The sequence below is a fragment of the Streptomyces sp. NBC_01390 genome (assembly GCF_045040105.1).
Taxonomy (GTDB): Bacteria; Actinomycetota; Actinomycetes; order Streptomycetales; family Streptomycetaceae; genus Streptomyces.
The window spans coordinates 10,152,345-10,174,911 of the sequence record NZ_CP109551.1 but is presented as its reverse complement, the minus strand read 5'-3'; the positions used below and the strand labels follow the sequence as shown (position 1 = coordinate 10,174,911).

Sequence of the window (22,567 nt, the reverse complement as noted above, 5' to 3'; positions counted from 1 at the left end):
GTACGGGCCCGCCGGTTCGGGTCTCGCACAGCCTCACTTGTCGCCGAGGGCCCTCTTCAGCTGTGCCTTGTTCATGTCCGAGCGGCCCTGGACGTTCCGCTTCCTGGCCTCCTGGTAGAGCTGGTCGTACGTCGGCCCCTGGGCGCCCTTGTGCGAGTGCTGCCCGCCGCGCCTGCCGGACGACATGTCCTGGGTGGACGTACGACTGGCCGTCTTGGACTCGCCGGAGCGGGCGCGTTCCTTGTTGACGGTCCGCGCGGCGATCTCCTCGGCGCGCTTCTCGCTCTCGCCCCGGTCCAGCGCGCTGTCCTTGATGTGCTCGTACTGACGTTCCCGCTTGGGGCTGGCGCCGCGTGGCATGACCGTTCACTTCCTTCGCTCGTGCGTCCTCTCGTTCCGTGCCGTGAACGGGTACCCACGCCTCACGATTCGAGCCGTGCCACCCGCCCCTTCTCACCGGCGGCCCAGCAGCCGAGGTCGGGGGCGCAGTCCACGGTGTCGTACGAACCCGTGTCGACGGTCTTCCAGGTGCGCCCCGCGTCCGTGGTGAGGTCGGTGCCCGTGGGGCCGACCGCGAGAGCCACTGTGCGGCTGTACGGGAGCCAGGCGACGCCGGAGCGGTAGGCGGGCGGGGAGGTGGCGGCCGTCGTCCAGGTGCGGCCTGCGTCCACGGTGACCGCCCCCGCGCGCGGTGAGGTCTGGTCGGCGCGGTAGTCACCGCCGACGGCGAGTCCGTGCGTCCGGTCGCGGAAGGCGAGCGCGAAGACACCGCGGGCCGGGTCGCCCGCCGGTATCGGCGTGTCGGAGGCCGTCCAGGTGAGCCCGCGGTCGGCGGAGTGCAGCACACGCGCGCGTGCACCCCCGCCGGTGGCCAGCCACACATCACGCGGACCCGAACTCACCAGGCACTGCCCGCTCGCCGCGAAGCCCGCCTCGCCCTCCAGGGCGGCCGGCATACCGGCGCTGGGCAGCACGGTCCAGGAGCGTCCGCCGTCGCCGGTGGAGAGGATGCGGAACTTACCGTCCACCGGGTCGCTCATCGCCAGGCCGTGGCGGCTGTCGAAGAAGGTGAGGCAGTCGTAGAACGCCCTGGCGTCGGTGTTGCGGAAGGACTCGGTCCAGGTCTCGCCGCCGTCGTCGGTGCGGTAGACGCGGGAGTCCTCTCCCTCTCCGATGGCCAGGACCACGGCGCGCCGCGCGTCGAACGCCTCGATGTCCCGGAACTGGAGTTCGGCCGCGCCCGGCGGAGAGACGTTTCGCCAGCTCCTGCCGCCGTCGGTGGTACGCAGAACGGTGCCCTGGGTACCGGCGAGCCAGGCGGTGCCCCGGCTGACGGCGGACAGTCCGCGGAAGCGGACGTCGGTGGTGCCGCTGTCCTTCGGCGCCCAGTGCGGCGCCCGGTGTCCGGCGCCCGAACCCGCGCCCTCGAAGGCCGGTGCGGCCTGCGCCGGGGCCGCCAGTCCGGCGGCGACGGCGGCGAGTGCGGCCCCGCAGGCCCCGGTCATCATCGCTCGCCGCATCCGACTCGCACGCCTGTTCTGTCGCTGCATCCCCATGATCCTCATGGCGGGCGACCGTAGCAGTGAATGAACTCGGTGACAGAGGTCACTAGAAATTCAGGTGCACTGATTGGCTCATTCCAGCGTCTCTCTCAGTGTGCGGACCGTTCCATCCCGGAGTCCGGCCAACCGTCACAAGGGAGCAAGGCGTTGTTCACCGTCATCGAGCAGCTCGTAGATGCCCGTCTCGTCGCCGCAGCACCGCGGGTGACGAGCATTCCCGCGACACTCACCTACGACCGGAGCGACCCGTTCGCGGTCCGGATGACCTTCCCCGCGCCGGCCACGCTGGAAGGCGTGGAGGTCTGCTGGACCTTCGCCCGCGAACTCCTCGCCGACGGCCTGCGGGAGCCGCAGGGCCATGGTGACGTGAGGGTGCGGCCCTACGGCTACGACCGCACGGTCCTGGAGTTCCACGCCCCCGAGGGCACCGCGGTCGTGCATGTCCGCTCGGGCGAGCTGCGGCGCTTCCTGGCGGCCACCACCGAGCTGGTGCCCGTCGGCCTCGAGCATCTCCAGACCGACCTGGACCGCGACCTCGCGGAGCTGATGCGCGACGCCCTGTGAGAGCCCTGTGAGGGGTGTTCCCTCCGCCACAGCGGTGGGCCGGCCCTAAATGCTCTAAATGCTTTGACAGCCTGAAACGCCTCTTCCTACGCTTGCAGCGGTCCTGTTGCCGTCGAATGGAGAAGGACGTTGCTCTACTGAGGTCTTGAGACACCGCGCCGCACACCCTCCAGTGGTGTGTCCGCGCAGCGTGCGACCTCGGTGTTCGAGCCGTCCGTTCCTCCCTCCGGAACAGGGCCTTTCTCGTGCCTCCAAGATTCCCCCGCCTGCCGTCGGTGTCTCGACACGCGTTTGCCCCCACCGAATCAAGCAACCGCGAGGCCACATGTCAGCCACCACTTCCGTCGCCGTCACCTCCCTGTCCTTCGCCTGGCCCGACGGCACCGTCGTCTTCGACGGTCTCGACGTCGCCGTGGGCCCCGGCCGCACCGGGCTCGTCGGTGTCAACGGATCAGGGAAATCAACCCTGTTGAAGCTGATCGCCGGACAGCTCCGGCCCGCCAACGGCACCGTCCGCGTCGCGGGCGACGTCGGCTACCTCCCACAGTCCGTCACCCTCGACACCGCGCTGCGCGTCGAGGACGTCCTCGGCATCTCCGCCAAGCGAGCCGCGCTGCACGCCATCGAGACGGGCGACGTGGCCGAGGAGCACTTCGAGACGATCGGCGACGACTGGGACGTGGAGGAACGCGCCCTGGTCACACTCGGCGAACTCGGGCTCGGCCACATCGACCTGGACCGCACGGTCGGCGAGGTCTCGGGCGGCGAGGCGGTCCTCCTGCGACTGGCCGCGCTGCTCCTCGACCGCCCGGACGTGCTCCTGCTCGACGAACCGACCAACAACCTGGACCTGTACGCGCGCCGACGCCTTTACACGGCCGTCTCCGCCTGGCCCGGCGTGATGATCGTGGTCAGCCATGACCGCGAACTCCTGGACCTGGTCGACCAGATCGCCGATCTGCGCTCCGGAGAGGTCACCTGGTACGGCGGCAACTTCTCGGCGTACGAGGAGGCTCTGGCCACCGAACAGGAGGCGGCCACGCGCATGGTGCGCGTCGCCGAGGCCGACCTGAAGCGGCAGAAACGCGAACTGGCCGACGCCCAGCTCAAGTTGGCGCGCCGTAAGAAGTACGGGCAGAAGATGTTCGAGCAGAAGCGTGAGCCGAAGATCGTCATGGGGGCGCGCAGGCGGGCCGCCCAGGAGTCGGCGGGCAAGCACCGCATCATGCACGAGGAACGGCTCGCCGACGCGAGGGAGCGGCTCGACGAGGCGGTGGACGCCGTACGGGACGACGACGAGATCCGCGTCGACCTGCCGTACACGGCCGTACCGCCCGGGCGCACCGTACTCACGCTCCTGGACCTGGAGTTGGCGTACGGGGCGAGCGCCGGCTCCTTCGATCTGCGCGGGCCGGAGCGGATCGCGCTGGTCGGGCGCAACGGGGCGGGAAAGACGACCCTGTTGCGGACGATCGCCGGGCAACTGGCGCCGGTCTCCGGGGAGGTGAGGGCGCATGTGCCGCCGCGATTTCTGCCGCAGCGGCTCGATGTGCTCGACGACGAGCTGACGGTCGCGCAGAACGTGGCCCGGTTCGCCCCGGGCGCCACCAACAACCGGGTCCGCGCCCGGCTGGCCCGCTTCCTTTTCCGGGGTGCCCGCGCCGACCAGCGGGCGGCGACCCTGTCGGGCGGCGAGCGTTTCCGCGCCGCCCTGGCCGCCCTGATGCTGGCGGAGCCCGCGCCCCAGCTCCTGATGCTGGACGAGCCGACGAACAATCTGGACATGGCGAGCGCGCGCCAGCTCACCACGGCTCTGGACTCGTACGAGGGCGCACTGATCGTGGCCAGCCACGACCTGCCGTTCCTGGAGTCGATCGGGATCACCCGGTGGCTGCTGCTGGACGGGGAGCTGAGGGAGATCGATCCGGAGGAGGTGGGGTGATCGACGAAGGGGTGCGGACCCCGGTCTGACCTCCGGGGCTTTTGTCCGCACAGGCCCGCCCTGCATGATGTGCGCGGACGCCCCCTTCCGATACGGAGTTCCCCTCGTGCCCAGCAAGAAGGCCCTGATACGTCGCCCCAGCCCTCGCCTGGCCGAGGGCCTCGTCACGCACATCGAGCGCGAGGCGATCGACGCCGACCTCGCCGGCCGGCAGTGGGAGGCGTACGCGGAGGCGCTGCGCACGCACGGCTGGGAGACCGTCGAGGTGGATCCGGAGGACGACTGCCCGGACTCGGTGTTCGTCGAGGACGCGGTGGTCGTCTACCGGAACGTCGCGCTGATCGCGCGGCCCGGCGCCGAGTCCCGGCGCGGTGAGACCGGCGGTGTCGAGGAGGCGGTGGCCCGCCTCGGCTGTTCGGTGAACTGGGTCTGGGAGCCGGGCACCCTGGAGGGCGGCGACGTCCTCAAGGTCGGCGACACCCTCTACGTCGGCCGGGGCGGGCGGACCAACGCCGCCGGGGTGCAGCAGCTCAGGGCCGTGTTCGAACCGCTCGGCGCCCGGGTCGTCGCCGTGCCCGTGAGCAAGGTGCTGCACCTGAAGTCGGCGGTCACCGCGCTGCCGGACGGGACCGTCATCGGGTACGCGCCCCTGGTGGACACCCCGTCCCTCTTCCCGCGCTTCCTGCCGGTGCCGGAGGAGTCCGGGGCGCACGTGGTCCTGCTGGACGGCGGGAAGCTGCTGATGGCGGCGAGCGCGCCGAAGACCGCCGAACTGCTCGCCGACCTCGGGCACGAGCCGGTGCTCGTCGACATCAGCGAGTTCGAGAAGCTCGAAGGCTGTGTGACATGCCTCTCGGTGCGACTGAGGGAGCTGTACGCCTGACAGGTGACGGCGATACTCGTTCAGCCCTTGACCTGCGGGTCCGGAGACCCCCCTTGCCCTGGCATGAACCCGCTGATCAGGGATCTTTACAACGGTCTTAACCTACGGTGGCGTAACCTACGGGAACGTAGCCTACGATGCCGTAGGTCCAGTCACCCGCAGTCCGCGTACCCCGCTCGCACGTCATTCTGGAGCATTCATGACGATCACTTCTCCGCACCTCGGCAGCCCGTCCAGCGCCTGGACCGACGCTCGACTGCTGTACGCCCTGGAAGAAGTGGTCGAGACGGAACTCAACCGTCACCTGAAGGTCGCCAAGGACTGGATGCCGCACGAGTACGTGCCGTGGAGCGACGCCCGCAACTTCCCCGGCATCTTCGAGGACGGCGAGGCCTGGGACAAGGAGCAGTCCAAGGTCACCGAGCTCGGCCGGATCGCCCTGGTCGTCAACCTCCTCACCGAGGACAACCTCCCCAGCTACCACCACGAGATCGCCAGCCTGTTCGGCCGCGACGGCGCCTGGGGCACCTGGGTGCACCGCTGGACGGCCGAGGAGGGCCGCCACGGCATCGTGATGCGCGACTACCTGCTCGCCTCCCGCGCAGTCGACCCCGACAAGCTCGAAGCGTTCCGTATGCAGCACATGGCCGAGGGCTTCGAGTCGGACAACCGGCACTCCATGCTGCACTCGGTGGCGTACGTCGCCTTCCAGGAGCTGGCCACCCGCGTCTCGCACCGCAACACCGGTCACCAGTCCGGCGACCCGGTCTGCGACCGCATGCTGGCCCGCATCGCGACCGACGAGAACCTGCACATGGTCTTCTACCGGAACCTGCTGAAGGCCGCCTTCGAACTCGCGCCCGACCTGACCATGCAGGCCGTACGGGACGTGATCGTCAACTTCCGGATGCCCGGTCACGGCATGCCCGGCTTCGAGCGGGCCGCCGCGCAGATGGCGATCGGCGAGGTCTACAACATGCGCATCCACCACGACGACGTGCTCCAGCCCGTCCTGCGCCACCTGAAGGTCATGGACATGGGCGACCTGGGTCCCGAGGGTCTTCAGGCCCAGGAGGAACTGGGCATGTACATGGGGGGCCTGGACGCGGAGGCCTCCAAGTTCGACGCCAAGCTCGCGGCCCGCAAGGCTCGCATGGCGGCCCGCGCCGCCGGCTGACCCACCGCCCCCGGAACACCACTCACCGGTCTCACTCGTACGCCGTCACCTCGGCCCGCACCGCGTCCCGCACGCCGGCCCCGGGTGGCGGCGTGGCGCTGTCCCCTCCCCGCGCCGGACGTCAGTGCGTGGTGTCCGAGGTGCGTCGGAGGTGGAGCCGCTCCTTCTCGGAGAGGCCGCCCCAGACGCCGAACCGTTCGTCGTTGCTGAGCGCGTACTCCAGGCAGGCGGGACGCATCTCGCACATCCCGCAGATGCGCTTGGCCTCACGGACCGAGCTGCCCGGCTCGGGGAAGAAGAAGTCGGCCCCGGTCTGCGCGCACAGGGCCTGCGCCTGCCAGGCGCTGTCCATCGGGCTGATCGTCTCGTAGTACATGCACGAGAGCGTGTCGGACGGTGAAAAACGTTCGCTCAACGTCCGATCAACGGCGACCACCGGGCCGCCGGGCGAACGGCCCGCGATCTCCCGGCGGTTCGCCCGATGATGCTCCCGCCGTAGGCACGAGCGCACGGCGGCGCGCGGAGCGTCCTGGAACCAGGCGCGGCTGCTCCCTCACTCACGGTGACCACAGGCGGCGCCCGGCCGCCAGAAGCGCTACGGCAGCGATTGTCAGTGGGCGGTGCGAGACTCGGCAGAGCAGGCAACGGGTCCCTCGCAGAGGGCGGGGCCCACGAAGGAGGGCAATGATGCTCACCACCCGTTTCGTGACCGGCGCTCCGAACTGGATCGATCTCGGCACCCCCGACATCGAGGGCGCCACCACCTTCTACCGGGCGCTCTTCGGCTGGGACTTCCGGTCGGCGGGCCCCGAGGCCGGCGGGTACGGCTTCTTCCAACTGGACGGGCGGACCGCCGCGGGCGGCATGCAGATGGCCGAGGGCCAGGGTCCCCCGTCCTGGACGGTGTCCTTCCAGACCCCGGACGCCGACGCCACCGCCAAGGCCGCCGCGCAGGCCGGGGGCGGCACACCGGCGCCGCCCATGGACGTCATGGACGCGGGCCGGATGGCCATCCTCACCGACACCACCGGCGCCGTCTTCGGCCTCTGGCAGCCCGGCAGGATCAAGGGGCTCGAGGTGGCCGGCGACCCCGGTTCCCTGTGCTGGGTGGAGCTCTACACGACGGACGTGCCCAAGGTCGCCGCGTTCTACGCCGCGGTGCTGGGCCTGGAGACCTCGGCGGTGCCGTTCCCCGGCGGCACGTACACGTGCGTGAATCCGGCGGGTGCGGGGGACGACGGGATGTTCGGTGGCGTCGTCGACGTGGACGAGGACCCGACGGGCATCGAGACCACGCCGTACTGGCTGCCGTACTTCGAGGTCGCCGACACCGACGCGACGGTGGCGACGGCCCAGGAACGCGGCGGGCAGGTCCGGCTGCCGGCCACGGACATCGAGGGCGTCGGCCGCGTCGCCAGACTGACGGACCCGTACGGTGCACGGTTCGCGGTGATCAGGAGCGCGTCGGCACAGACGTGAGGGGCGCCCCCTCAGGGACGTGGGGGCGCGCGACCAGCCGTCTCGGACCGCGCGACCAACCTGCCTTCTGCGGCTCGCGGCACTCGCTACGACCGAACGTGAACCGCCCGTCCCGCGAGCGCTACGCCGAGGCGCGGCGGACCAGGGTCGTCGGCAGGACCAGCCCGGGCGGCGCGTCCGCCGGGGCGGCCCTGCCCGCGGGGCCGAGGTCACGCAGCAGCAGACGGGCCATCAGCCTGCCCATCTCCTCGATGTCCTGGCGGACCGTGGTGAGCGGCGGGTCGGTCTGCTCGGCGATCGGCAGCATGTCGTCGAAGCCGACGACGGCGACGTCCTCGGGCACGCGCCGTCCGCGTTCGCGCAGGACTCGCAGGGCGCCCGAGGCGGTGAGGTCGTTGGCGGCGAACACGGCGTCCAGGTCCGGGCACCGGTCCAGGAGTTCGCGCATCGCCCGTTCCCCGCCCGCCGGCGTGAAGTCGCCTTCGGCGATCAGTCGCGGGTCGGCGTCGGGCACGACGTCCCGGAACCCGTCGAGCCGGTCCGCCGCCGAGGTCTGGTCGAGGGCGCCGGTGATGTGCGCGATCCGGGTCCGCCCCAGGTCGACGAGATGCCGTACGGCCGTCCGGGCACCGCCCCGGTTGTCGCTGTCGACGTACACGGCGTCGCGGGTGCCGTCGCTCCAGCCGGGCCGGCCACCGAACACGGTGGGCACGCCCGCGCCCCGGACCAGATCGGGCAGCGGGTCGTCGAGGTGCAGGGAGAAGACGAGGGCGCCGTCGACATGTCCACCGGCGAGATATCGGCCGACACGGGTGTGGTCGTCGCGGCCTTCGGTGAGCAGCAGTACGAGTTGGGAGTCGTGGGCGGTCAGTTCCTTGCTGATGCCCCGGAGCTGGAGGGCGAAGAAGGGGTCGGCGAAGACCCGGGTCTCCGGTTCGGCGATGACGACGGCGATGGCGTCGTGCCGTCTCGTCACCAGGGAGCGGGCGGCCTGGTTGGGCACGTAGCCGAGTTCCTCGACGGCCTGTCTGACTCGTTCGACGAGGGGTTCGCGCACACCGTCCCCGCCGTTCACGACGCGTGACGCGGTGGCCCGGGAGACTCCGGCCCTCGCGGCCACGGCCTCCAGGGTGGGACGCGACGCGGTCTCGGTCACTTCGGGGCTCCTCATCCGGCGGTTGCCGATCAGGATAGTCCCGGCCCGGCACCCGATGAGAGCGCTCTCCGATCCCGTCAGTGCCCGTGCGACGACTGCGCCTCTCCCGTCCCGCTCACACCGTGCGGCTCGTAGCCCGGAATCGTCCCGTCCGCCCTGCGCACCAGGAAGAGACCCGCCATTCCCATGTCCGAGTGGCTCTGGACATGGCAGTGGTACATCCACGCGCCCGCGCCGACCCCCTCTCCCGCGATCACCTGGAAACCGAAGGAGTCCGCCGGACCCACGATCTTGTTGTCGAGGACCTGGCTCGGATCGTCGGGGCCGGTGAGCAGGCCGGTGCGGTTGTCCGCCCAGCGGTGACCGTGCATGTGGAAGGTGTGGTAGTACTCGCCGTGCGTGATCATCACGAACTCGACGCGATCGCCCACCGTGGCCTCGAAGTTCGGGCTCTGGTGGCCGGGCCGGTTGTTTATCGTCATGTCGTTGAAGACGATCGTGTACGTGGTGTCCGGGAGGATGTCCCCCTTGCGCCGGACGATCACCGGCCCGTAGAGCCCCTTGCGGATGCCGCCGGTGCCGTGTTCGGTGCCGACGACATGGTCGTGGTAGTGCCAGTAACCGGCGCTCCCGGCCCGCCAGGTGCCGTCCGCGCGGCGGCCCGGGGCGTGGGTGCGCCAGGTGTACGTGCGGGTGCCGCCGGGTTCGACCTCGCTGCGGCTCAGTTTGGTGCCGTCGCTGGAGATCTCGTAGTCCAGGCCGTGGACGTGCAGGCTCACGGCCACGTCCGTCGTGTTCTCCAGGGTGATGTGCGCCGTGTCGCCCTCGTTCAGCTCGATCAGCGGGCCGGGAACCGATGCCGTGCCCCTCGCGAAGCCGTAGCCCATCTGCCCGTCGGGGAGTCGCTCGGCGTACAGCTGGAGGTGGCGCACCTCGCCGCCGGCCGGGGCGGTCTTCGGGGGCGCGGCGGTGGCGGCGGTCGCGCCCCCGGCCTCCGGGGCCATGGACAACGATGTCGCGACGACCGCGCCGCCCAGCAGCACCCGCCGGTTGAAGTCACGCCTGTCCATGCCGAACTCCCCAGTCTGGTACGGAAGATGCGCAGCGGGAACGAGAGGAACCGGTGAGACGGTAGCGGCACGGAGCCCGTTTATCCACACCCAGGACAAAGTTCGTACCATCCCGGTCATACCTCTTGGCGAGCCACCCAAAGGGGTCTAACTTCCTTTGCGTTTGCTGTGACCGAGGAGGGGTGGGTGGCCACGTGCGGTTCACATCGCATCAGGAGTCCAGGCGTTTACGGGAGTTGAGCGCGAGGAGCAGAGGAAGGAACGGGAGCGGACGGAGACGGGCCTGGGCGGCCACGGTCGCCGCGTCGGTCGTCACCGCCGGGTTGCTGTCGGGGCCCGCCGCGAACGCCCGGCCGGCACCCGACCCATCCGCGACAACGATGTCCGTCACATCCCCACCCGGTGGCAGCGGTGTGCGCGTCCTGGTCTTCCACGGTTCGGCGGCGGCCGGGGACGAGTCGCCGGTCGTCAATGCCGGGATCGAGGCGATCGAGCGGATCGGGCTGTCCGGTCCGGTGGAACAGCGCTTCGACGTCGAGGCGACGGACGACGCCGCCGTGTTCACGGACGGGCCCCGGCTCGGGACCTACAACGCGATCGTCTTCCTGACGGGGGGCGGTGACGTCCTCGATCCGGAGCAGGAGGCCGGGCTGGAGACGTACATGGAGGCCGGCGGCGGCTTCCTCGGGATCCATGACGCTGCCCGGGCGGAACCGTACTCCGACTGGTTCACCGGTCTGGTGGGCGCCCGGCCTGCGGCCACCAGCCCGACGGCCGTACAGCGGGCCACCGTTGAGGTCGGCGACCGGCGGCACCCGGCCACCAGGGAGCTGCCCGTCCAGTGGAAGCGGCCGGACCAGTGGCTGAACTGGGTGAAGAACCCCTCCGGCGACGTACACACCGTGGCCCGGGTGCGCGAGTCGACGTACAAGCCCGGTGCGAGCGCCAACGGCTGGGACCACCCGGTGAGTTGGTGCCGCGACTACGACGGCGGACGTTCGTTCTACACCGGCATGGGCGGCACGGTGTCGTCGTACGACGAGACGGACTTCCGCGCTCATCTGCGCGGGGCGCTGCTGTGGACGACCCGGCTGGCGCAGGCCGACTGCAAAGCCACCATCAACGCCAGTTACCAGGCGGAGCGGCTGACCCTGCCCAACCAGCCGGGGCGGAGCGACCAGATCGGTGAGCCGCACGGGCTGGTGACCGCGCCCGACGGGCGGGTGTTCTACATCGGGCGGGGCGGCGCCGACTCCTCCCAGCCGGTGGTCACGGACTGGAACAACCCGGCCGTCGGCAAGGGCACGGGCCAGATCCACGTCTACGACCCGAGGACCAGGAAGGTCACTCTGGCGGGCGAGTTGACCGTCTTCGGCAACAAGGGCGGCGGGGACGAGCTGATCAAGGTCGAGGAGGGGCTGCTCGGCATCGAGCTGGATCCGTCCTTCGAGCGCAACGGCTGGGTGTATCTCCACTACACGCCCCACTCGCGGATCAACCGCGACACGCGAATGGCCGAGCGGTACGTCTCGCGCTTCACGCTCGACCTCGCCACCAACCGGCTCGACCTGAACAGCGAGAAGGTGCTGCTCAAGTGGCCGGTGCAGATCCACAGTTGCTGTCATGCGGGCGGTGGGATGGCCTGGGACTCCAAGGGCAACCTGTACATCGCGACCGGTGACAACAACTCCAGCCAGTTCAGCGACGGTTACTCCGGCAACAACCCCCAACCCGCCTACAAGGGCGTGTCGTTCGCGGACGCACGGCGCACCGCAGGCAACACCAACAACCTCAACGGCAAGATCCTGCGCATCCACCCGGAGTCCGACGGAACGTACACGCTTCCCGAGGGCAACCTCTTCACGGGCCGGGAGACCGACGAGGGCGGCGGCAAGACGCGCGGCGAGATCTATGTGATGGGGGTCAGGAACCCGGCCCGTATCTCCGTCGACAGGGCGACCGACACCCTGTACGCGGGCTGGGTCGGACCGGACGCGAGCGCGCCCTCGACGACCTGGGGGCCGGCGAAGTACGACACGTTCGCCGTCATCACCCGGGCGAGCAACCGGGGTTGGCCGTACTGCATGGGCAACAAGCAGCCCTATCGGGACCGCAATCTGCCCGATCCCACGAAGCCGCTGGGCTGGTACGACTGCGACCACCCGAAGAACGAGTCGCCGAACAACGACGGTCTGGTCAACCTGCCGCCCGTCACCGGCAACAACATCTGGTACTCGCCCCAGGGCGGCGCCCCGGACTTCCCTCGCGACGCGAACGGCATCCCGTCCTACAAGCAGGCCGAGAGCACCTATCTGCTGCCGTGGCTGAAGGGCGGCGGTCAGGCCGCGATGAACGGGCCGGTGTACCGCTACGACGCCGCGAGCGCGAGCACCACCAAGTGGCCGGCCTACTGGGACGGCAAGTGGTTCGTCGGCGACTTCTACGACGCCGACCAGCCTCGCAACGCGGTGCTCACCGACCCGAAGACCCAGGGCGACGGCGGACTGCCCATCCACTCCGAGTCGTTGAAGAAGATCGTGCCGATCGGCAACGACGGCATCAAGAACCTCATGGACTGGAAGTTCGGCCCCGACGGCGCGCTCTACGTCCTCGACTACGGCCGGGGCTTCTTCACCTCGGACGCCAAGTCGGCACTGTGGCGGATCACTTACACCGGCGGCGGCCCCACGCCCGCGGCCGGCGACCTCGCGAGGGGAGCGAAGTAGTGCGCAGACGCAGGCAGCTCTGGACGGCCCTGTTGGCGTCCCTGTTCATGGTCCTCGGACTGACGTCGGCGGCAGGGGCGCGCGGCTCCGCCGAACCCAGCGCCGAGCCCGCCGCCGCGCCGGCCGCCGCTCAGGTGCTCACCTGGACGGCGGGTGACGACATCACCAAGTACGCCTCCGTACCGGCCACGGCGGTGGCGGGCGCGACGACGATCGTCTTCGAGAACAGTGCGGCGACCGGCAACACCATGGGAATGCCCCACACGTTGACGTTCGACGTCTCCGACCCGGAGTACAACAACGACGTTCCGCTCAACATCCTCGCCAACCCGAACGACGACCAGGGCGGCCGGCACACCGCCGAGGTCACGCTCGCTCCCGGCCGCTACCGCTACCACTGCACGATTCCGGGCCACGGCCAGATGCAGGGCATCCTCGTGGTGACCGAGGGCGGCGGCGCGGACACCACGGCCCCGGAGACCTCGGCGACCGTCACCGGTGCGCAGAACTCGCAGGGTGCGTACGTCGGTTCGGCGAGCGTGGCAATCGGCGCGAGTGACGAGGGTTCCGGCGTCGACCGGGTCGAGTACGCGATCGGCACGGACGGCGCCTGGCAGCCGTTCACCGCACCGGTGGTGATCGACCAGGTCGGCAGTCATTCGGTGCGCTACCGGGCGTTCGACAAGGCGGGCAACGCGGCTGCCGAGAAGAGCGTCACGTTCACGGTCGTCGCGCCGCCGACGGACGACACCGCGCCGCCGGAGACCTCGGCGACGGTGAGCGGCGAGCAGAATCCGGCCGGGGCGTATCTCGACATGGCGACGGTCACCGTCTCCGCGTCGGACACCGGGTCCGGGGTCAACACGGTCGAGTACGCGGTGAACAGCGGGAGTTGGCAGCCGTACAGCGGGCCGGTGATGGTGCATCAGGTCGGCAGTCACAGCGTCCGCTACCGTGCCACCGACAAGGCGGGCAACGTCTCCCCGGAGAAGAGCGTCGCGTTCACCGTGGTGGCACAGCCCGCCGAGGACACCGTTCCGCCCGTGACTGGGGTGACCGTCGAGGGCACCCGGAACGCGAACGGCGCCTATGTCAACAGCGCCAGGGTGACCGTCAGCGCGACGGATCACGGCGGCTCGGGTGTCGCCACGGTCGAGTACTCGCTCGACGGCGGGCCCTATCTGGCGTACACCGCGCCAGTGGTCGTCGACCGGGCGGGGGCGCACACCCTGACCTACCGGGCGAGCGACAAGGCCGGCAACAGCAGCGACGCGCGTTCGGTGAGCCTCACGGTCGTGGCGGGTGGCGGGGTTCCGGCGCCCAACTGCCCGGAGTACGACGAGCGGTTGACGGTGATCGTCGGCACGGTCGACTCGGGCGTCGCCAACCGGGTCACCAACAACCGTTGCCGGATAGGCGAGTTGATCGAGGACGAGCGGGAGTGGACGTCCCACGCCCTGTTCCTCAAGCATGTCCGGACCGTCCTCGACCGGCTCTTCAAGGACGGCGCCGTCGACGAACGGGAGGACGCGGCGATCGAGGAGGCGGCCCGAGCGTCCGGTATCGGCAGGCCGGGCCAGACCGAGGGCTACCGCACGATCCTCGACGGTACGGCCGCGTCCTTCGCCAAGTGGCAGCAGGTGGGCGGCGGTTCGTTCACGCCGAACGGCGACGGGTCGATCACCAGCAGCACGACGGTCGCGGGGATGGGCATGCTGTGGTTCCCGGAGCGGAAGTACGGCGACTTCTCGCTGAAGCTCCAGTGGCGTGACGACGCGCCGGGCACGGGCAACGCCAACGCCGGTGTGTTCGTGCGGTTCCCATGGGTCCACGACCACCCGGAGGAGACGCGGCCGGAGTGGGTCGCCATCAAGTACGGGCACGAGGTGCAGGTGCTCGACCGGCCCGACGGCGACATGTACAAGACGGGCTCGGTCTACGGCTTCGACCGGGTGGGACTCGCCGGGGCCGGCGTCACCCAGAAGGGCACCTGGAACGACTACGAGATCCGCGTGGTCGACCAGCACTACTCGGTGTTCCGCAACGGCGTGCTGATCAACGAGTTCGACAACACCGGCGGCCAGGACTTCACCCCGCCGCGCTCGGACGACCCGGGCACGGACGGGCGGCGGTTCGCGTCCGGCTACCTCGGGCTCCAGGTGCACGGCACGACCGATGTGGTCTCGTACCGGGACGTCCGGATCAAGGAACTGTCCTGAACAGGGGGTCACCTCCCGTCCGGTGGATCAACCGCGCCGAACGGGAGGTGACCCCACCGGGTCGGTCAAGTCACTCCTTGCGGGCCCGACTTGGCTGTACACGCTTGGGCTCGCCAGGCATCTTCGGGTACTCGGGGGGATACGGCAGATCACCGAGTCCGTGCTCGTGTTCGTCACGGCGGGCGAGTTCCAGGAGGGTGTCGAGGGAGAACGCGTGGTCGTCCATGTCCGCGTGGACGTCGCCGAGTTCGGCGAAACGGCCGGGCATGGTCGCGAGGTCGAAGTCGAGTGGCCGCGCGTCCGCGACCTCCTCCCACGTCAGCGGCGCCGAGACGGGGGCGTGCGGCCGGGGCCGGACGGAGTAGGCGGAGGCGATGGTGCGGTCGCGGGCGGTCTGGTTGTAGTCGACGAAGATCCGCTCCCCGCGTTCCTCCTTCCACCACTTGGTGGTCACCTGCTCCGGCATCCGCCGTTCCAGTTCCCGCCCGACGGCGATCGCCGCCCGCCGGACCTGAGTGAACGTCCATCGCGGTTCGATCGGCACGAAGACGTGCAGCCCCCGCCCTCCGGAGGTCTTGGGCCAGCCGCGCAGACCGCCGAACTCGTCGAGCACGGCGCGCAGTTCGTGGGCGGCGCGCACCGCGTCGGCGTAGTCCGTGCCGGGTTGCGGGTCGAGGTCGATGCGCAGTTCGTCGGGGTGGTCGACGTCGGCGCGGCGCACCGGCCAAGGATGAAAGGTGAGGGTGCCGAACTGGGCGGCCCACAGCACGGCGGCGACCTCGGTCGGACACATCTCGTCGGCACTGCGACCGCTGGGAAAGGTGATGTGGGCCGTCGGGATCCAGTCGGGCATGTTCTTGGGCGCCCGCTTCTGGAAGAAGTTCTCGCCGGTCACCCCGTCCGGACAGCGCTCCAGGGTGGTAGGCCGGTCGCGCAGCGCACGCAGGATGCCGGGGCCGACGGCGAGGTAGTACTGGGCGAGGTCGAGCTTGGTGAAACCGCGCTCCGGAAAGAAGACCTTGTCCGGACTGGACAGCCGCACCGTCCGGCCGAACGCTTCCAGCTCCACCGCTTCGCCCATGCGAGCCACGGTAGGCGTATCGCGCGAAGCTCGCACACCGGGCGATCACGGTCATGGACGCGCAGAATCGAACCATGGATCTCCCGGTCATGCCCCCCGTGAAGCCCATGCTCGCCAAGTCCGTGGCGCGGATCCCCCCGGACATGCAGTACGAGGCGAAGTGGGACGGTTTTCGGGCGATCGTGTTCCGTGACGGGGCCGAGGTCGAGGTCGGCAGCCGGACCGGTAAGTCGTTGACCAGGTACTTTCCCGAGCTGGTGGCGGCGCTCCGGGAGCGGTTGCCCGAGCGGTGTGTGGTGGACGGCGAGATCGTGATCGCGCTCGGCGGGCGCCTCGACTTCGACGCGCTGACGGAGCGCATCCACCCCGCCGAGTCCCGGGTGCGGACGCTGGCCGAGCGGAACCCGGCCTCGTTCGTCGCCTTCGACGTACTGGCGCTGGCCGACGAGTCGCTCGTCGACGTCCCGCTGGCTGACCGGCGCGCGCTGCTCACCATGGCCCTGTCCGGCGTAACCCCGCCTGTTCATGTGGCGCCGGCGACCACCGACATCGAGGTGGCGCGGCGATGGTTCGAGCAGTACGAGGGGGCGGGCCTCGACGGTGTCATCGCCAAGCCGCTCACCCTGCGTTACCGGCAGGACGAGCGGGTGATGTTCAAGGTCAAGCACGAGCGGACGGCGGATGTCGTGGTCGCCGGGTACCGCCTGCACAAGAGCGGGCCGGTCGTGGGCTCACTGCTGCTCGGGCTGTACGACGCCCGGGGCACCCTCCAGCATGTCGGGGTGAGCGCGGCGTTTCCGATGAGGCGGCGGGCCGAACTCGTCGAGGAACTGGAGCCGCTACGGCTGGCGGACGTGGGCGAGCATCCGTGGGCCGCCTGGACGGACGAGACGGCGCATGAGTCGGCGCGGCTGCCGGGGGCGCCGAGCCGCTGGTCCACGAAGAAGGACTTCTCGTGGATCCCGCTGCGGCCCGAACTGGTGGCCGAGGTGGCATACGACCACATGGAGAACGGGGCGCGCTTCCGGCACACGGCCCGTTTCCGCCGCTGGCGCCCGGACCGCACGGCCGACAGCTGCACGTACGACCAGCTGGAGGAGCCGGTGGGGTACGACCTCGCGGAGATTCTCGGGCCGCAGAACTGAGGTCACCCTTGGACCACCTCCTCCGTGGGCCGTTCGGCCCCTGGTCCGCGCGCGATCAGAACCGATCGGGTATGGCCACCAATGACCCGATAAGCGCACAATCGTTGACACGGACTTGGTGGCGACGGTGGGTATGCGACGGATGACGCGAACGACACGGACGTGGCGGCACGGAACGGCCGCGGCGGCACTGGTGACCGCCACCGTGACGGCCTCTCTGATGGCCGGCTGTACGAGCGGTGACCGCCCCTCCGACGACGGACGCGGACAGACCCACAGCGAACCCGGCCACCCCGAGTCGCCCAACCCGACGAGCTCCGGCCCGGTCCTCGCCGTGAAGATCGACAACGTCCCGGCGGCCCGCCCCCAGACCGGCCTGGAGGCGGCGGACCTCGTGTACGCCGAGCAGGTCGAGGGCGGTCTGAGCCGGCTGATGGCGATCTACGCGACCCGGCTGCCGGAGGCCGTCGGGCCGGTGCGCAGCGCACGCGAGTCCGATCTGGAGCTGCTGGGTCAGTTCCACGAGCCGACGCTCGCCTTCTCCGGGGCCCAGCGCAAACTGCTGCCGCTGATCGACCGGGCACCGCTGACGGCCGAGCCCCCTCCGTCGGCGGCCGGCGCCTACTACCGGGCTACGGACAAGGCGGCGCCGCACAACCTGTACCTGCGGCCGCGGAAGCTGGTCGCCGCCGCCCCGGGAGCGGACGCGCTGACCACCGGCTTCCGCTACGGCGCCGCGCCCGGGGGCGGCACACCGGAGAAGTCGCGCACCGTCCGCTTCCCGTCGGCGCACTTCACCTTCACCTGGTCCGCCGACCGGCACGGCTGGCTGGTGTCGATGGACGGCACCCCGACCGTCGCGGGCGACGGCAGGCGGATCGCCGCCGCGACGGTCGTCGTGCAGTACGTGAAGGTGCGCGAGTCGCGCTTCCACGACGTGCTCGGCAACAACTCGCCGTACACCCAGTCCGTGGGGTCGGGCCGGGCCCAAGTACTGCGCGACGGGCGCGCGTTCGACGTCAGGTGGAGCCGCGCGGCGGCCACGGACGGAACGGCCTTCACGACGGCGGACGGTACGCCCGTGAACTTCGCGAAGGGGCAGGTGTGGGTGCTGTTCGCGAAGGCCTGACGAGGCAGCCTGTCGCCCCGTGCACGAAGCGGCGCCCGGACCGGCCGACCCACCGGAGTCCCTTACATCGCCCGACGGCACCGAGCACGCCACCAGAACGTCCACGACGCCCGACGGGCAGCGGCACACCACCATGCCCGCGCGGGCGCGACCCCCTCCAGTGGACCCCGGGTCGAACAATGCGGCCGGTGGAGCCCTCCTCATGCCTCGAACGGCAGCCCGGCCCGTGCCAGTTCCCCCGCCGCCTCGCGCAGCGCCTCCGCGAACCGCGTCACCCGCTCGGGGGTGAACCGCGTACTCGGCCCGCCGAAGGACAGCGCGGCCAGCACCGTCCCGCCCCCGCTCCGCACCGGCACGGCCACCGCCGACAGCCCCTCCTCGCGTTCGCCGTGACTCACCGCGTACCCGTGGTCCCGGGCCTCCTCGATCCAGGTCCGGAGGGTCGCCAGATGTCCGGCCCCGTACGGTGAGGCCTGCGCGACCCGCAGCAGCAGCCCGTCCGGGGCGTCCAGCAGCAGCGCCTTGGCCACGCCGCCCGCCCACAGCGGGAGTTCGTCGCCCACCCGCACGACCTGGCGCAACGCCTGCGGACCCTCCTCCTGCGCGATGCAGACGCGGTGGATGTCCCGGCGCACATACAGGTGCACGGTCTCCTTGTGCTCGGCGGCGAGGTCGCGCAGCAGCGCCCGGGCGGCGGCCGGCAGCCGCCAGGCCTGCTCGGCGAGCCGGGACCAGCGCAGCAGGGCGGGGCCCGCGAGGTAGCGGCCGTGCTCGTCGACCCAGAGCAGCCCGTTGAGCCGCAGGGTCTGGACCAGTCGCAGCACCGTGGTCTTGGGCAGCCCGGATGTGCTGACGATCTCGCGGAGGGACAGCGCGGGCCGGAGCTCGTCGAAGAGCCCCAGGATGTCGATGGCCCGCTGGACGGTACGCATCCCCGCGGGTTCGGACTCGGCCGGGCCTCCTGCCCCGGATCCGCCGGCTGCCATCCCTGTTCCTCCTCGGCTCCGGACCGCCCCACCGTCCGGGCTACGGTCTCGCCCCGCACGGTATCCGCTCCGGGTCCGCTGAGCGGACCCGGCCTGCCGCGGAAGTGCGGTCAGCGCGGAGAGCTGGGGGAAGTGAGGGGTTCCACCGGGTTGCGCAGCCCTTCCGCCGCGTCGGCCACCCGCTGGATGAGGTCGAGGAAGACGGTCTGTTCGCCGGCGGAGAGCGGGGCCAGGAAGACCTGGTTCATCCTGGCTGTCCGTACGGTCAGCTTGCGGTGTGTGCGCACCCCTTCGCCGGTGGGGCGCAGCAGGGAGCGGCGACCGTCCTCCGGGTCGCGCACCTTGTCGATGAGGTCGCGGCGGCCGAGCCTGCTGACGACCTCGGCGACCGTGGACCGGTCGAGGCCGACCCGCTCCCCGACGGTGCGCTGATCGAGGCCGGGTTCGGCGACCAGGGCGTTCAGGACCGCGAACTGCGGTGAGGTGATCTCCTCGGAGACCATCGTGTTCCACAGCAGGTAGTGCGCCTGCTGCAGGCGCCGGGCGAGGTGCCCGGGGTGGGTGGAGAGGTCCGCCGCGGCCATGTCCGCTCCCGGTGTCGTCTGCTTCGCGTCGAAGTATCGAATATTTCGTGACCGCATTATTCGTCTGTGTACTGAGGATACCGGCCCGACGTCACCCTGTCTCCCGTCCGGACGCATCGCCTCCACCTCACAATTCCTGCCACCTATTGACGACATGACCGGCTAGTGGCAGCGTGAGGGAAACCTTGCTGAAATACTCAGTGCCCTGAGTAATAGCGCGTCGGCATCGGCAGAGATGGGGCTACACGGATGGACAAGGTGGTCGCCACAGCCTTGGAGGCGGTGGCCGATGTGCCGGACGGTGCGTCGCTCGCGGTGGGTGGTTTCGGGCTCAGTGGAGTTCCGAACGTGCTGATCGGGGCGTTGTACGAGCGTGCGGTCTCGGGGCTGTCGGTGGTGTCCAACAACTGCGGCGCCATGGAGTCGGGCCTCGCGGTGCTGCTGGCGGCCGGCCGGGTCGCCCGCGTCACCGGCTCGTACATCGGAGGGAACAAGGAGTTCGCCCGCCAGTATCTGGGTGGTGAGCTGGAGGTCGAGATGATCCCGCAGGGCACGCTCGCCGAGCGGCTGCGCGCCGGCGGGGCCGGTATCCCCGCCTTCTACACGCCTGCCGGGGTCGGCACCCAGGTCGCGGAGGGCGGTCTGCCCTGGCGGTACGACGGCTCGGGCGGTGTGGCTCTGGCGTCGCCGCCGAAGGAGGTGCGGGAGTTCGACGGCACGCAGTACGTGCTGGAGCGGGCCATCCGTACCGACTTCGCGCTGGTGCGGGCCGCCAGGGGCGACCGGCACGGCAACCTCGTCTTCAACAAGTCCACCCGGAACTTCAACCCCCTCGCGGCCATGGCCGGCCGGATCACGATCGCCGAGGTCGAGGAGCTGGTCGAGCCCGGCGAGATCGACCCGGACGCGGTGCATCTGCCGGGCATCTTCGTGCAGCGGGTGATCGCACTGACGCCCGAGCAGGCGGCCGACAAGCGGATCGAGCAGCGGACGGTGAGCAGCTGATGGCCTGGACCAGGGAAGAGATGGCCGCCCGGGCCGCGCGTGAGCTGCGCGACGGGCAGTACGTGAACCTGGGCATCGGTCTGCCGACGCTGATCCCCAACTACCTCCCCGCCGACGTCGAGGTGATCCTGGAGTCGGAGAACGGCATCCTGGGCACCGGCCCCTATCCGACAGAGGACCAGGTCGACCCCGATCTGATCAACGCGGGCAAGGAGACGGTGACCGTCCTGCCGGGCGCCTCCTTCTTCGACTCGGCGATGTCCTTCGGGATGATCCGGGGCGGGCACATCGACGTCGCCGTGCTGGGCGCGATGCAGGTGTCCGCCGGGGGCGACCTGGCGAACTGGGCGATCCCGGGCAAGCTGATCACCGGGATCGGCGGTGCCATGGACCTGGTGCACGGCGCCCGTACGGTCATCGTGGTCATGACGCACACCGCGAAGGACGGCTCCCCGAAGATCCTGGAGCAGTGTGAACTGCCGCTCACCGGCAAGGCATGTGTGAACCGGGTCATCACCGACCTGGGTGTTCTCGATGTCACCGACGACGGGCTGGTGCTGGTGGAGACCGCGCCGGGCGTCACCGTCGAGGAGATCGTGGCGAAGACCGCCGCGAAGGTCCGTACCCCCGAGGAGATCCAGCCGTGAGCCGTCTCAAGGACGTCTACATCGTCGACGCCGTACGTACCCCGATCGGCCGCTACAACGGCGCCCTGGCCGGGGTCCGCCCGGACGACCTCGCCGCCCACGCCATCCGCGAGCTCCTCGCCCGTACGCCCGGCCTGGACCCCTCCCGCATCGAGGACGTCTACTTCGGCAACGCCAACGGCGCCGGTGAGGACAACCGCAACGTCGCCCGTATGGCAGGTCTCCTCGCCGGACTGCCGACCTCGGTACCCGGCGTCACCGTCAACCGGCTGTGCGCCTCGGGGCTGGAGGCGGTGATCCAGGCCGCCCGTGCCATCGCGGTCGGCGACGCCTCCATCGCCCTCGCGGGCGGTGTGGAGTCCATGACCCGCGCCCCCTACGTCCTGCCCAAGAACGACCGGCCCTTCCCCGCCGGGCACACCGAGCTGTACTCGACGACGCTCGGCTGGCGCATGACCAATCCGAGGATGGACCCGCAGTGGACCATCCCGCTGGGCGAGTCCGCCGAACTCATCGCCGACAAGCACAAGATCACCCGCGAGCAGCAGGACGAGTTCGCCCTCACCAGCCACCGCAAGGCCGCCGCCGCCCAGCAGGCGGGCCTGTTCGACGCCGAACTCGCCCCCGTCCCCGTCCCCCAGCGCAAGGGCGAGCCGGTCGCCTTCGCCGCCGACGAGTCCGTACGCGCCGACGCCTCCCTGGCAGCGATGGCCAAGCTCAAGCCGTCCTTCCGCACGGACGGCGGCACCGTGACGGCCGGAAACGCCTCCCCCCTCAACGACGGCGCCGCCGCTCTCCTCCTGGTCGACGAGGAAGGCCTGAAGGCCACCGGCCGCGAGCCCCTCGCCCGTGTGTCCGCCACCGGCGTCTCCGCGATCGACCCCGACTACTTCGGTCTCGCCCCCGTCGAAGCCGTCAACCGGGCACTCGCAAAGGCGGGCAAGGGATTTGACGACCTGTCGACTCTCGAACTGAACGAGGCGTTCGCCGCCCAGGTCCTCGGCTGCGTCGCCGAATGGCCCGAGTTCGACCCGGCGGTCCTCAACCCGCAGGGCGGTGCGATCGCCCTCGGCCACCCGCTCGGCGCCTCCGGCGCCCGGCTCGCCGGGACCGTAGCCCACCAACTCGCCCGCAAGGGCACGGGAGTCGGCGTCGCCACCCTCTGCATCGGCGTGGGCCAGGGCCTCGCCCTCGTCCTCGAACGCTAGGAAC

Annotated in this window: 21 protein-coding genes; 12 read left to right on the top strand and 9 right to left on the bottom strand. The window is 70.4% G+C overall.

Going from position 1 to position 22,567, the window contains the following annotated elements; all coding sequences use genetic code 11:
* Nucleotides 1-33 precede the first annotated feature (33 nt).
* Nucleotides 34-360 carry a plasmid stabilization protein gene (locus OG241_RS45515; protein WP_405824422.1) on the bottom strand — a complete coding sequence of 109 codons (327 nt, stop codon included), beginning with the start codon at nt 358-360 and terminating at the stop codon, nt 34-36.
* A gap of 62 nt (nt 361-422) precedes the next feature.
* Nucleotides 423-1,508 carry a WD40/YVTN/BNR-like repeat-containing protein gene (locus OG241_RS45510; RefSeq protein ID WP_405826788.1) on the bottom strand — a complete coding sequence of 362 codons (1,086 nt, stop codon included), beginning with the start codon at nt 1,506-1,508 and terminating at the stop codon, nt 423-425.
* A 201-nt stretch (nt 1,509-1,709) separates the two neighbouring features.
* Here OG241_RS45510 and OG241_RS45505 point away from each other — a divergent pair, with 201 nt between their 5' ends.
* The 4 genes from OG241_RS45505 (at nt 1,710) to OG241_RS45490 (ending at nt 6,128) form a co-directional block, all read left to right on the top strand.
* The gene (locus OG241_RS45505; RefSeq protein ID WP_405824420.1) at nt 1,710-2,126 is read left to right on the top strand and encodes an SsgA family sporulation/cell division regulator; all 417 of its coding nucleotides are present in this window, start codon (nt 1,710-1,712) and stop codon (nt 2,124-2,126) included.
* 325 nt (nt 2,127-2,451) lie between these two features.
* A complete protein-coding gene (locus OG241_RS45500) occupies nt 2,452-4,068 on the top strand; it encodes an ABC-F family ATP-binding cassette domain-containing protein (protein WP_405824418.1) in 1,617 nt (538 codons plus the stop codon).
* A 106-nt stretch (nt 4,069-4,174) separates the two neighbouring features.
* Complete coding sequence (ddaH, locus tag OG241_RS45495; RefSeq protein ID WP_405824416.1) at nt 4,175-4,951, top strand: dimethylargininase; 777 nt, start codon at nt 4,175-4,177, stop codon at nt 4,949-4,951.
* Nucleotides 4,952-5,150: 199 nt separating this feature from the next.
* Nucleotides 5,151-6,128, top strand: a complete 978-nt coding sequence (locus tag OG241_RS45490; RefSeq protein ID WP_405824414.1) for an acyl-ACP desaturase — start codon at nt 5,151-5,153, stop codon at nt 6,126-6,128.
* Nucleotides 6,129-6,249: 121 nt separating this feature from the next.
* Here the strand turns inward: OG241_RS45490 and OG241_RS45485 are convergent, their stop codons facing one another.
* The gene (locus tag OG241_RS45485) at nt 6,250-6,504 is read right to left on the bottom strand and encodes a WhiB family transcriptional regulator (RefSeq protein ID WP_405824412.1); all 255 of its coding nucleotides are present in this window, start codon (nt 6,502-6,504) and stop codon (nt 6,250-6,252) included.
* Between the two features lie 311 nt (nt 6,505-6,815).
* On the opposite strand from OG241_RS45485, the gene OG241_RS45480 reads away from it, so the two are divergent.
* Nucleotides 6,816-7,607, top strand: coding sequence for a VOC family protein (locus OG241_RS45480; RefSeq protein ID WP_405826786.1), 792 nt, complete (start codon nt 6,816-6,818; stop codon nt 7,605-7,607).
* A gap of 121 nt (nt 7,608-7,728) precedes the next feature.
* Here OG241_RS45480 and OG241_RS45475 read toward each other — a convergent pair whose 3' ends face one another.
* The 3 genes from OG241_RS45475 to OG241_RS45465 form a co-directional block, all read right to left on the bottom strand.
* A complete protein-coding gene (locus OG241_RS45475; protein WP_405824410.1) occupies nt 7,729-8,763 on the bottom strand; it encodes a LacI family DNA-binding transcriptional regulator in 1,035 nt (344 codons plus the stop codon).
* Between the two features lie 77 nt (nt 8,764-8,840).
* On the bottom strand, nt 8,841-9,833 hold the full coding sequence (locus OG241_RS45470) for a multicopper oxidase domain-containing protein (RefSeq protein ID WP_405824408.1): 993 nt from the start codon (nt 9,831-9,833) through the stop codon (nt 8,841-8,843).
* A gap of 211 nt (nt 9,834-10,044) precedes the next feature.
* On the bottom strand, nt 10,045-10,224 hold the full coding sequence (locus OG241_RS45465; RefSeq protein ID WP_405824406.1) for a hypothetical protein: 180 nt from the start codon (nt 10,222-10,224) through the stop codon (nt 10,045-10,047).
* On the opposite strand from OG241_RS45465, the gene OG241_RS45460 reads away from it, so the two are divergent.
* The gene (locus OG241_RS45460; RefSeq protein ID WP_405824404.1) at nt 10,214-12,559 is read left to right on the top strand and encodes a ThuA domain-containing protein; all 2,346 of its coding nucleotides are present in this window, start codon (nt 10,214-10,216) and stop codon (nt 12,557-12,559) included. The two genes, OG241_RS45465 and OG241_RS45460, sit on opposite strands and share 11 nt — an antisense overlap.
* A 47-nt stretch (nt 12,560-12,606) precedes the next feature.
* Entirely contained in the window at nt 12,607-14,778 is a 2,172-nt protein-coding gene (locus OG241_RS45455; protein ID WP_405826785.1) for an OmpL47-type beta-barrel domain-containing protein, read from the top strand.
* A gap of 70 nt (nt 14,779-14,848) precedes the next feature.
* On the opposite strand, the gene ligD is transcribed toward OG241_RS45455, so the two are convergent.
* A complete protein-coding gene (gene ligD / locus OG241_RS45450) occupies nt 14,849-15,859 on the bottom strand; it encodes a non-homologous end-joining DNA ligase (RefSeq protein WP_405824402.1) in 1,011 nt (336 codons plus the stop codon).
* 74 nt (nt 15,860-15,933) lie between these two features.
* Here ligD and OG241_RS45445 point away from each other — a divergent pair, with 74 nt between their 5' ends.
* Nucleotides 15,934-17,004, top strand: coding sequence for an ATP-dependent DNA ligase (locus OG241_RS45445; RefSeq protein ID WP_405824400.1), 1,071 nt, complete (start codon nt 15,934-15,936; stop codon nt 17,002-17,004).
* A gap of 142 nt (nt 17,005-17,146) precedes the next feature.
* Entirely contained in the window at nt 17,147-18,133 is a 987-nt protein-coding gene (locus tag OG241_RS45440; RefSeq protein WP_405824398.1) for a DUF3048 domain-containing protein, read from the top strand.
* Between the two features lie 200 nt (nt 18,134-18,333).
* Here the strand turns inward: OG241_RS45440 and OG241_RS45435 are convergent, their stop codons facing one another.
* On the bottom strand, nt 18,334-19,119 hold the full coding sequence (locus tag OG241_RS45435; protein WP_405824396.1) for an IclR family transcriptional regulator: 786 nt from the start codon (nt 19,117-19,119) through the stop codon (nt 18,334-18,336).
* A 110-nt stretch (nt 19,120-19,229) separates the two neighbouring features.
* Entirely contained in the window at nt 19,230-19,703 is a 474-nt protein-coding gene (locus OG241_RS45430) for a MarR family winged helix-turn-helix transcriptional regulator (RefSeq protein WP_405824394.1), read from the bottom strand.
* A gap of 249 nt (nt 19,704-19,952) precedes the next feature.
* On the opposite strand from OG241_RS45430, the gene OG241_RS45425 reads away from it, so the two are divergent.
* The 3 genes from OG241_RS45425 to OG241_RS45415 are packed head-to-tail and all read left to right on the top strand — an operon-like array spanning nt 19,953 to nt 22,563.
* Nucleotides 19,953-20,708 (top strand): CoA transferase subunit A, encoded by a 756-nt coding sequence (locus tag OG241_RS45425; RefSeq protein ID WP_405824392.1) that lies wholly within the window; start codon nt 19,953-19,955, stop codon nt 20,706-20,708.
* Nucleotides 20,708-21,355 (top strand): CoA transferase subunit B, encoded by a 648-nt coding sequence (locus tag OG241_RS45420; protein ID WP_405824390.1) that lies wholly within the window; start codon nt 20,708-20,710, stop codon nt 21,353-21,355. Before OG241_RS45425 ends, OG241_RS45420 begins: the two co-directional genes overlap by 1 nt.
* Nucleotides 21,352-22,563, top strand: a complete 1,212-nt coding sequence (locus OG241_RS45415; protein ID WP_405824388.1) for a thiolase family protein — start codon at nt 21,352-21,354, stop codon at nt 22,561-22,563. Before OG241_RS45420 ends, OG241_RS45415 begins: the two co-directional genes overlap by 4 nt.
* The last annotated feature ends 4 nt before the right edge of the window (nt 22,564-22,567 follow it).

Coding starts and splice junctions, on each gene's coding strand:
- OG241_RS45420 (WP_405824390.1), top strand. CDS start 20,708: ATGGCCTGGACCAGGGAAGAGATGGCCGCCCGGGCCGCGCGTGAGCTG.
- OG241_RS45485 (WP_405824412.1), bottom strand. CDS start 6,504: ATGTACTACGAGACGATCAGCCCGATGGACAGCGCCTGGCAGGCGCAG.
- OG241_RS45435 (WP_405824396.1), bottom strand. CDS start 19,119: ATGGCAGCCGGCGGATCCGGGGCAGGAGGCCCGGCCGAGTCCGAACCC.
- OG241_RS45455 (WP_405826785.1), top strand. CDS start 12,607: ATGGTCCTCGGACTGACGTCGGCGGCAGGGGCGCGCGGCTCCGCCGAA.
- OG241_RS45515 (WP_405824422.1), bottom strand. CDS start 360: ATGCCACGCGGCGCCAGCCCCAAGCGGGAACGTCAGTACGAGCACATC.
- OG241_RS45460 (WP_405824404.1), top strand. CDS start 10,214: ATGTCCGTCACATCCCCACCCGGTGGCAGCGGTGTGCGCGTCCTGGTC.
- OG241_RS45430 (WP_405824394.1), bottom strand. CDS start 19,703: ATGGCCGCGGCGGACCTCTCCACCCACCCCGGGCACCTCGCCCGGCGC.
- OG241_RS45445 (WP_405824400.1), top strand. CDS start 15,934: ATGGATCTCCCGGTCATGCCCCCCGTGAAGCCCATGCTCGCCAAGTCC.
- ligD (WP_405824402.1), bottom strand. CDS start 15,859: ATGGGCGAAGCGGTGGAGCTGGAAGCGTTCGGCCGGACGGTGCGGCTG.
- OG241_RS45480 (WP_405826786.1), top strand. CDS start 6,816: ATGCTCACCACCCGTTTCGTGACCGGCGCTCCGAACTGGATCGATCTC.
- OG241_RS45440 (WP_405824398.1), top strand. CDS start 17,147: ATGACGCGAACGACACGGACGTGGCGGCACGGAACGGCCGCGGCGGCA.
- OG241_RS45425 (WP_405824392.1), top strand. CDS start 19,953: ATGGACAAGGTGGTCGCCACAGCCTTGGAGGCGGTGGCCGATGTGCCG.
- OG241_RS45510 (WP_405826788.1), bottom strand. CDS start 1,508: ATGATGACCGGGGCCTGCGGGGCCGCACTCGCCGCCGTCGCCGCCGGA.
- OG241_RS45470 (WP_405824408.1), bottom strand. CDS start 9,833: ATGGACAGGCGTGACTTCAACCGGCGGGTGCTGCTGGGCGGCGCGGTC.
- OG241_RS45490 (WP_405824414.1), top strand. CDS start 5,151: ATGACGATCACTTCTCCGCACCTCGGCAGCCCGTCCAGCGCCTGGACC.
- OG241_RS45500 (WP_405824418.1), top strand. CDS start 2,452: ATGTCAGCCACCACTTCCGTCGCCGTCACCTCCCTGTCCTTCGCCTGG.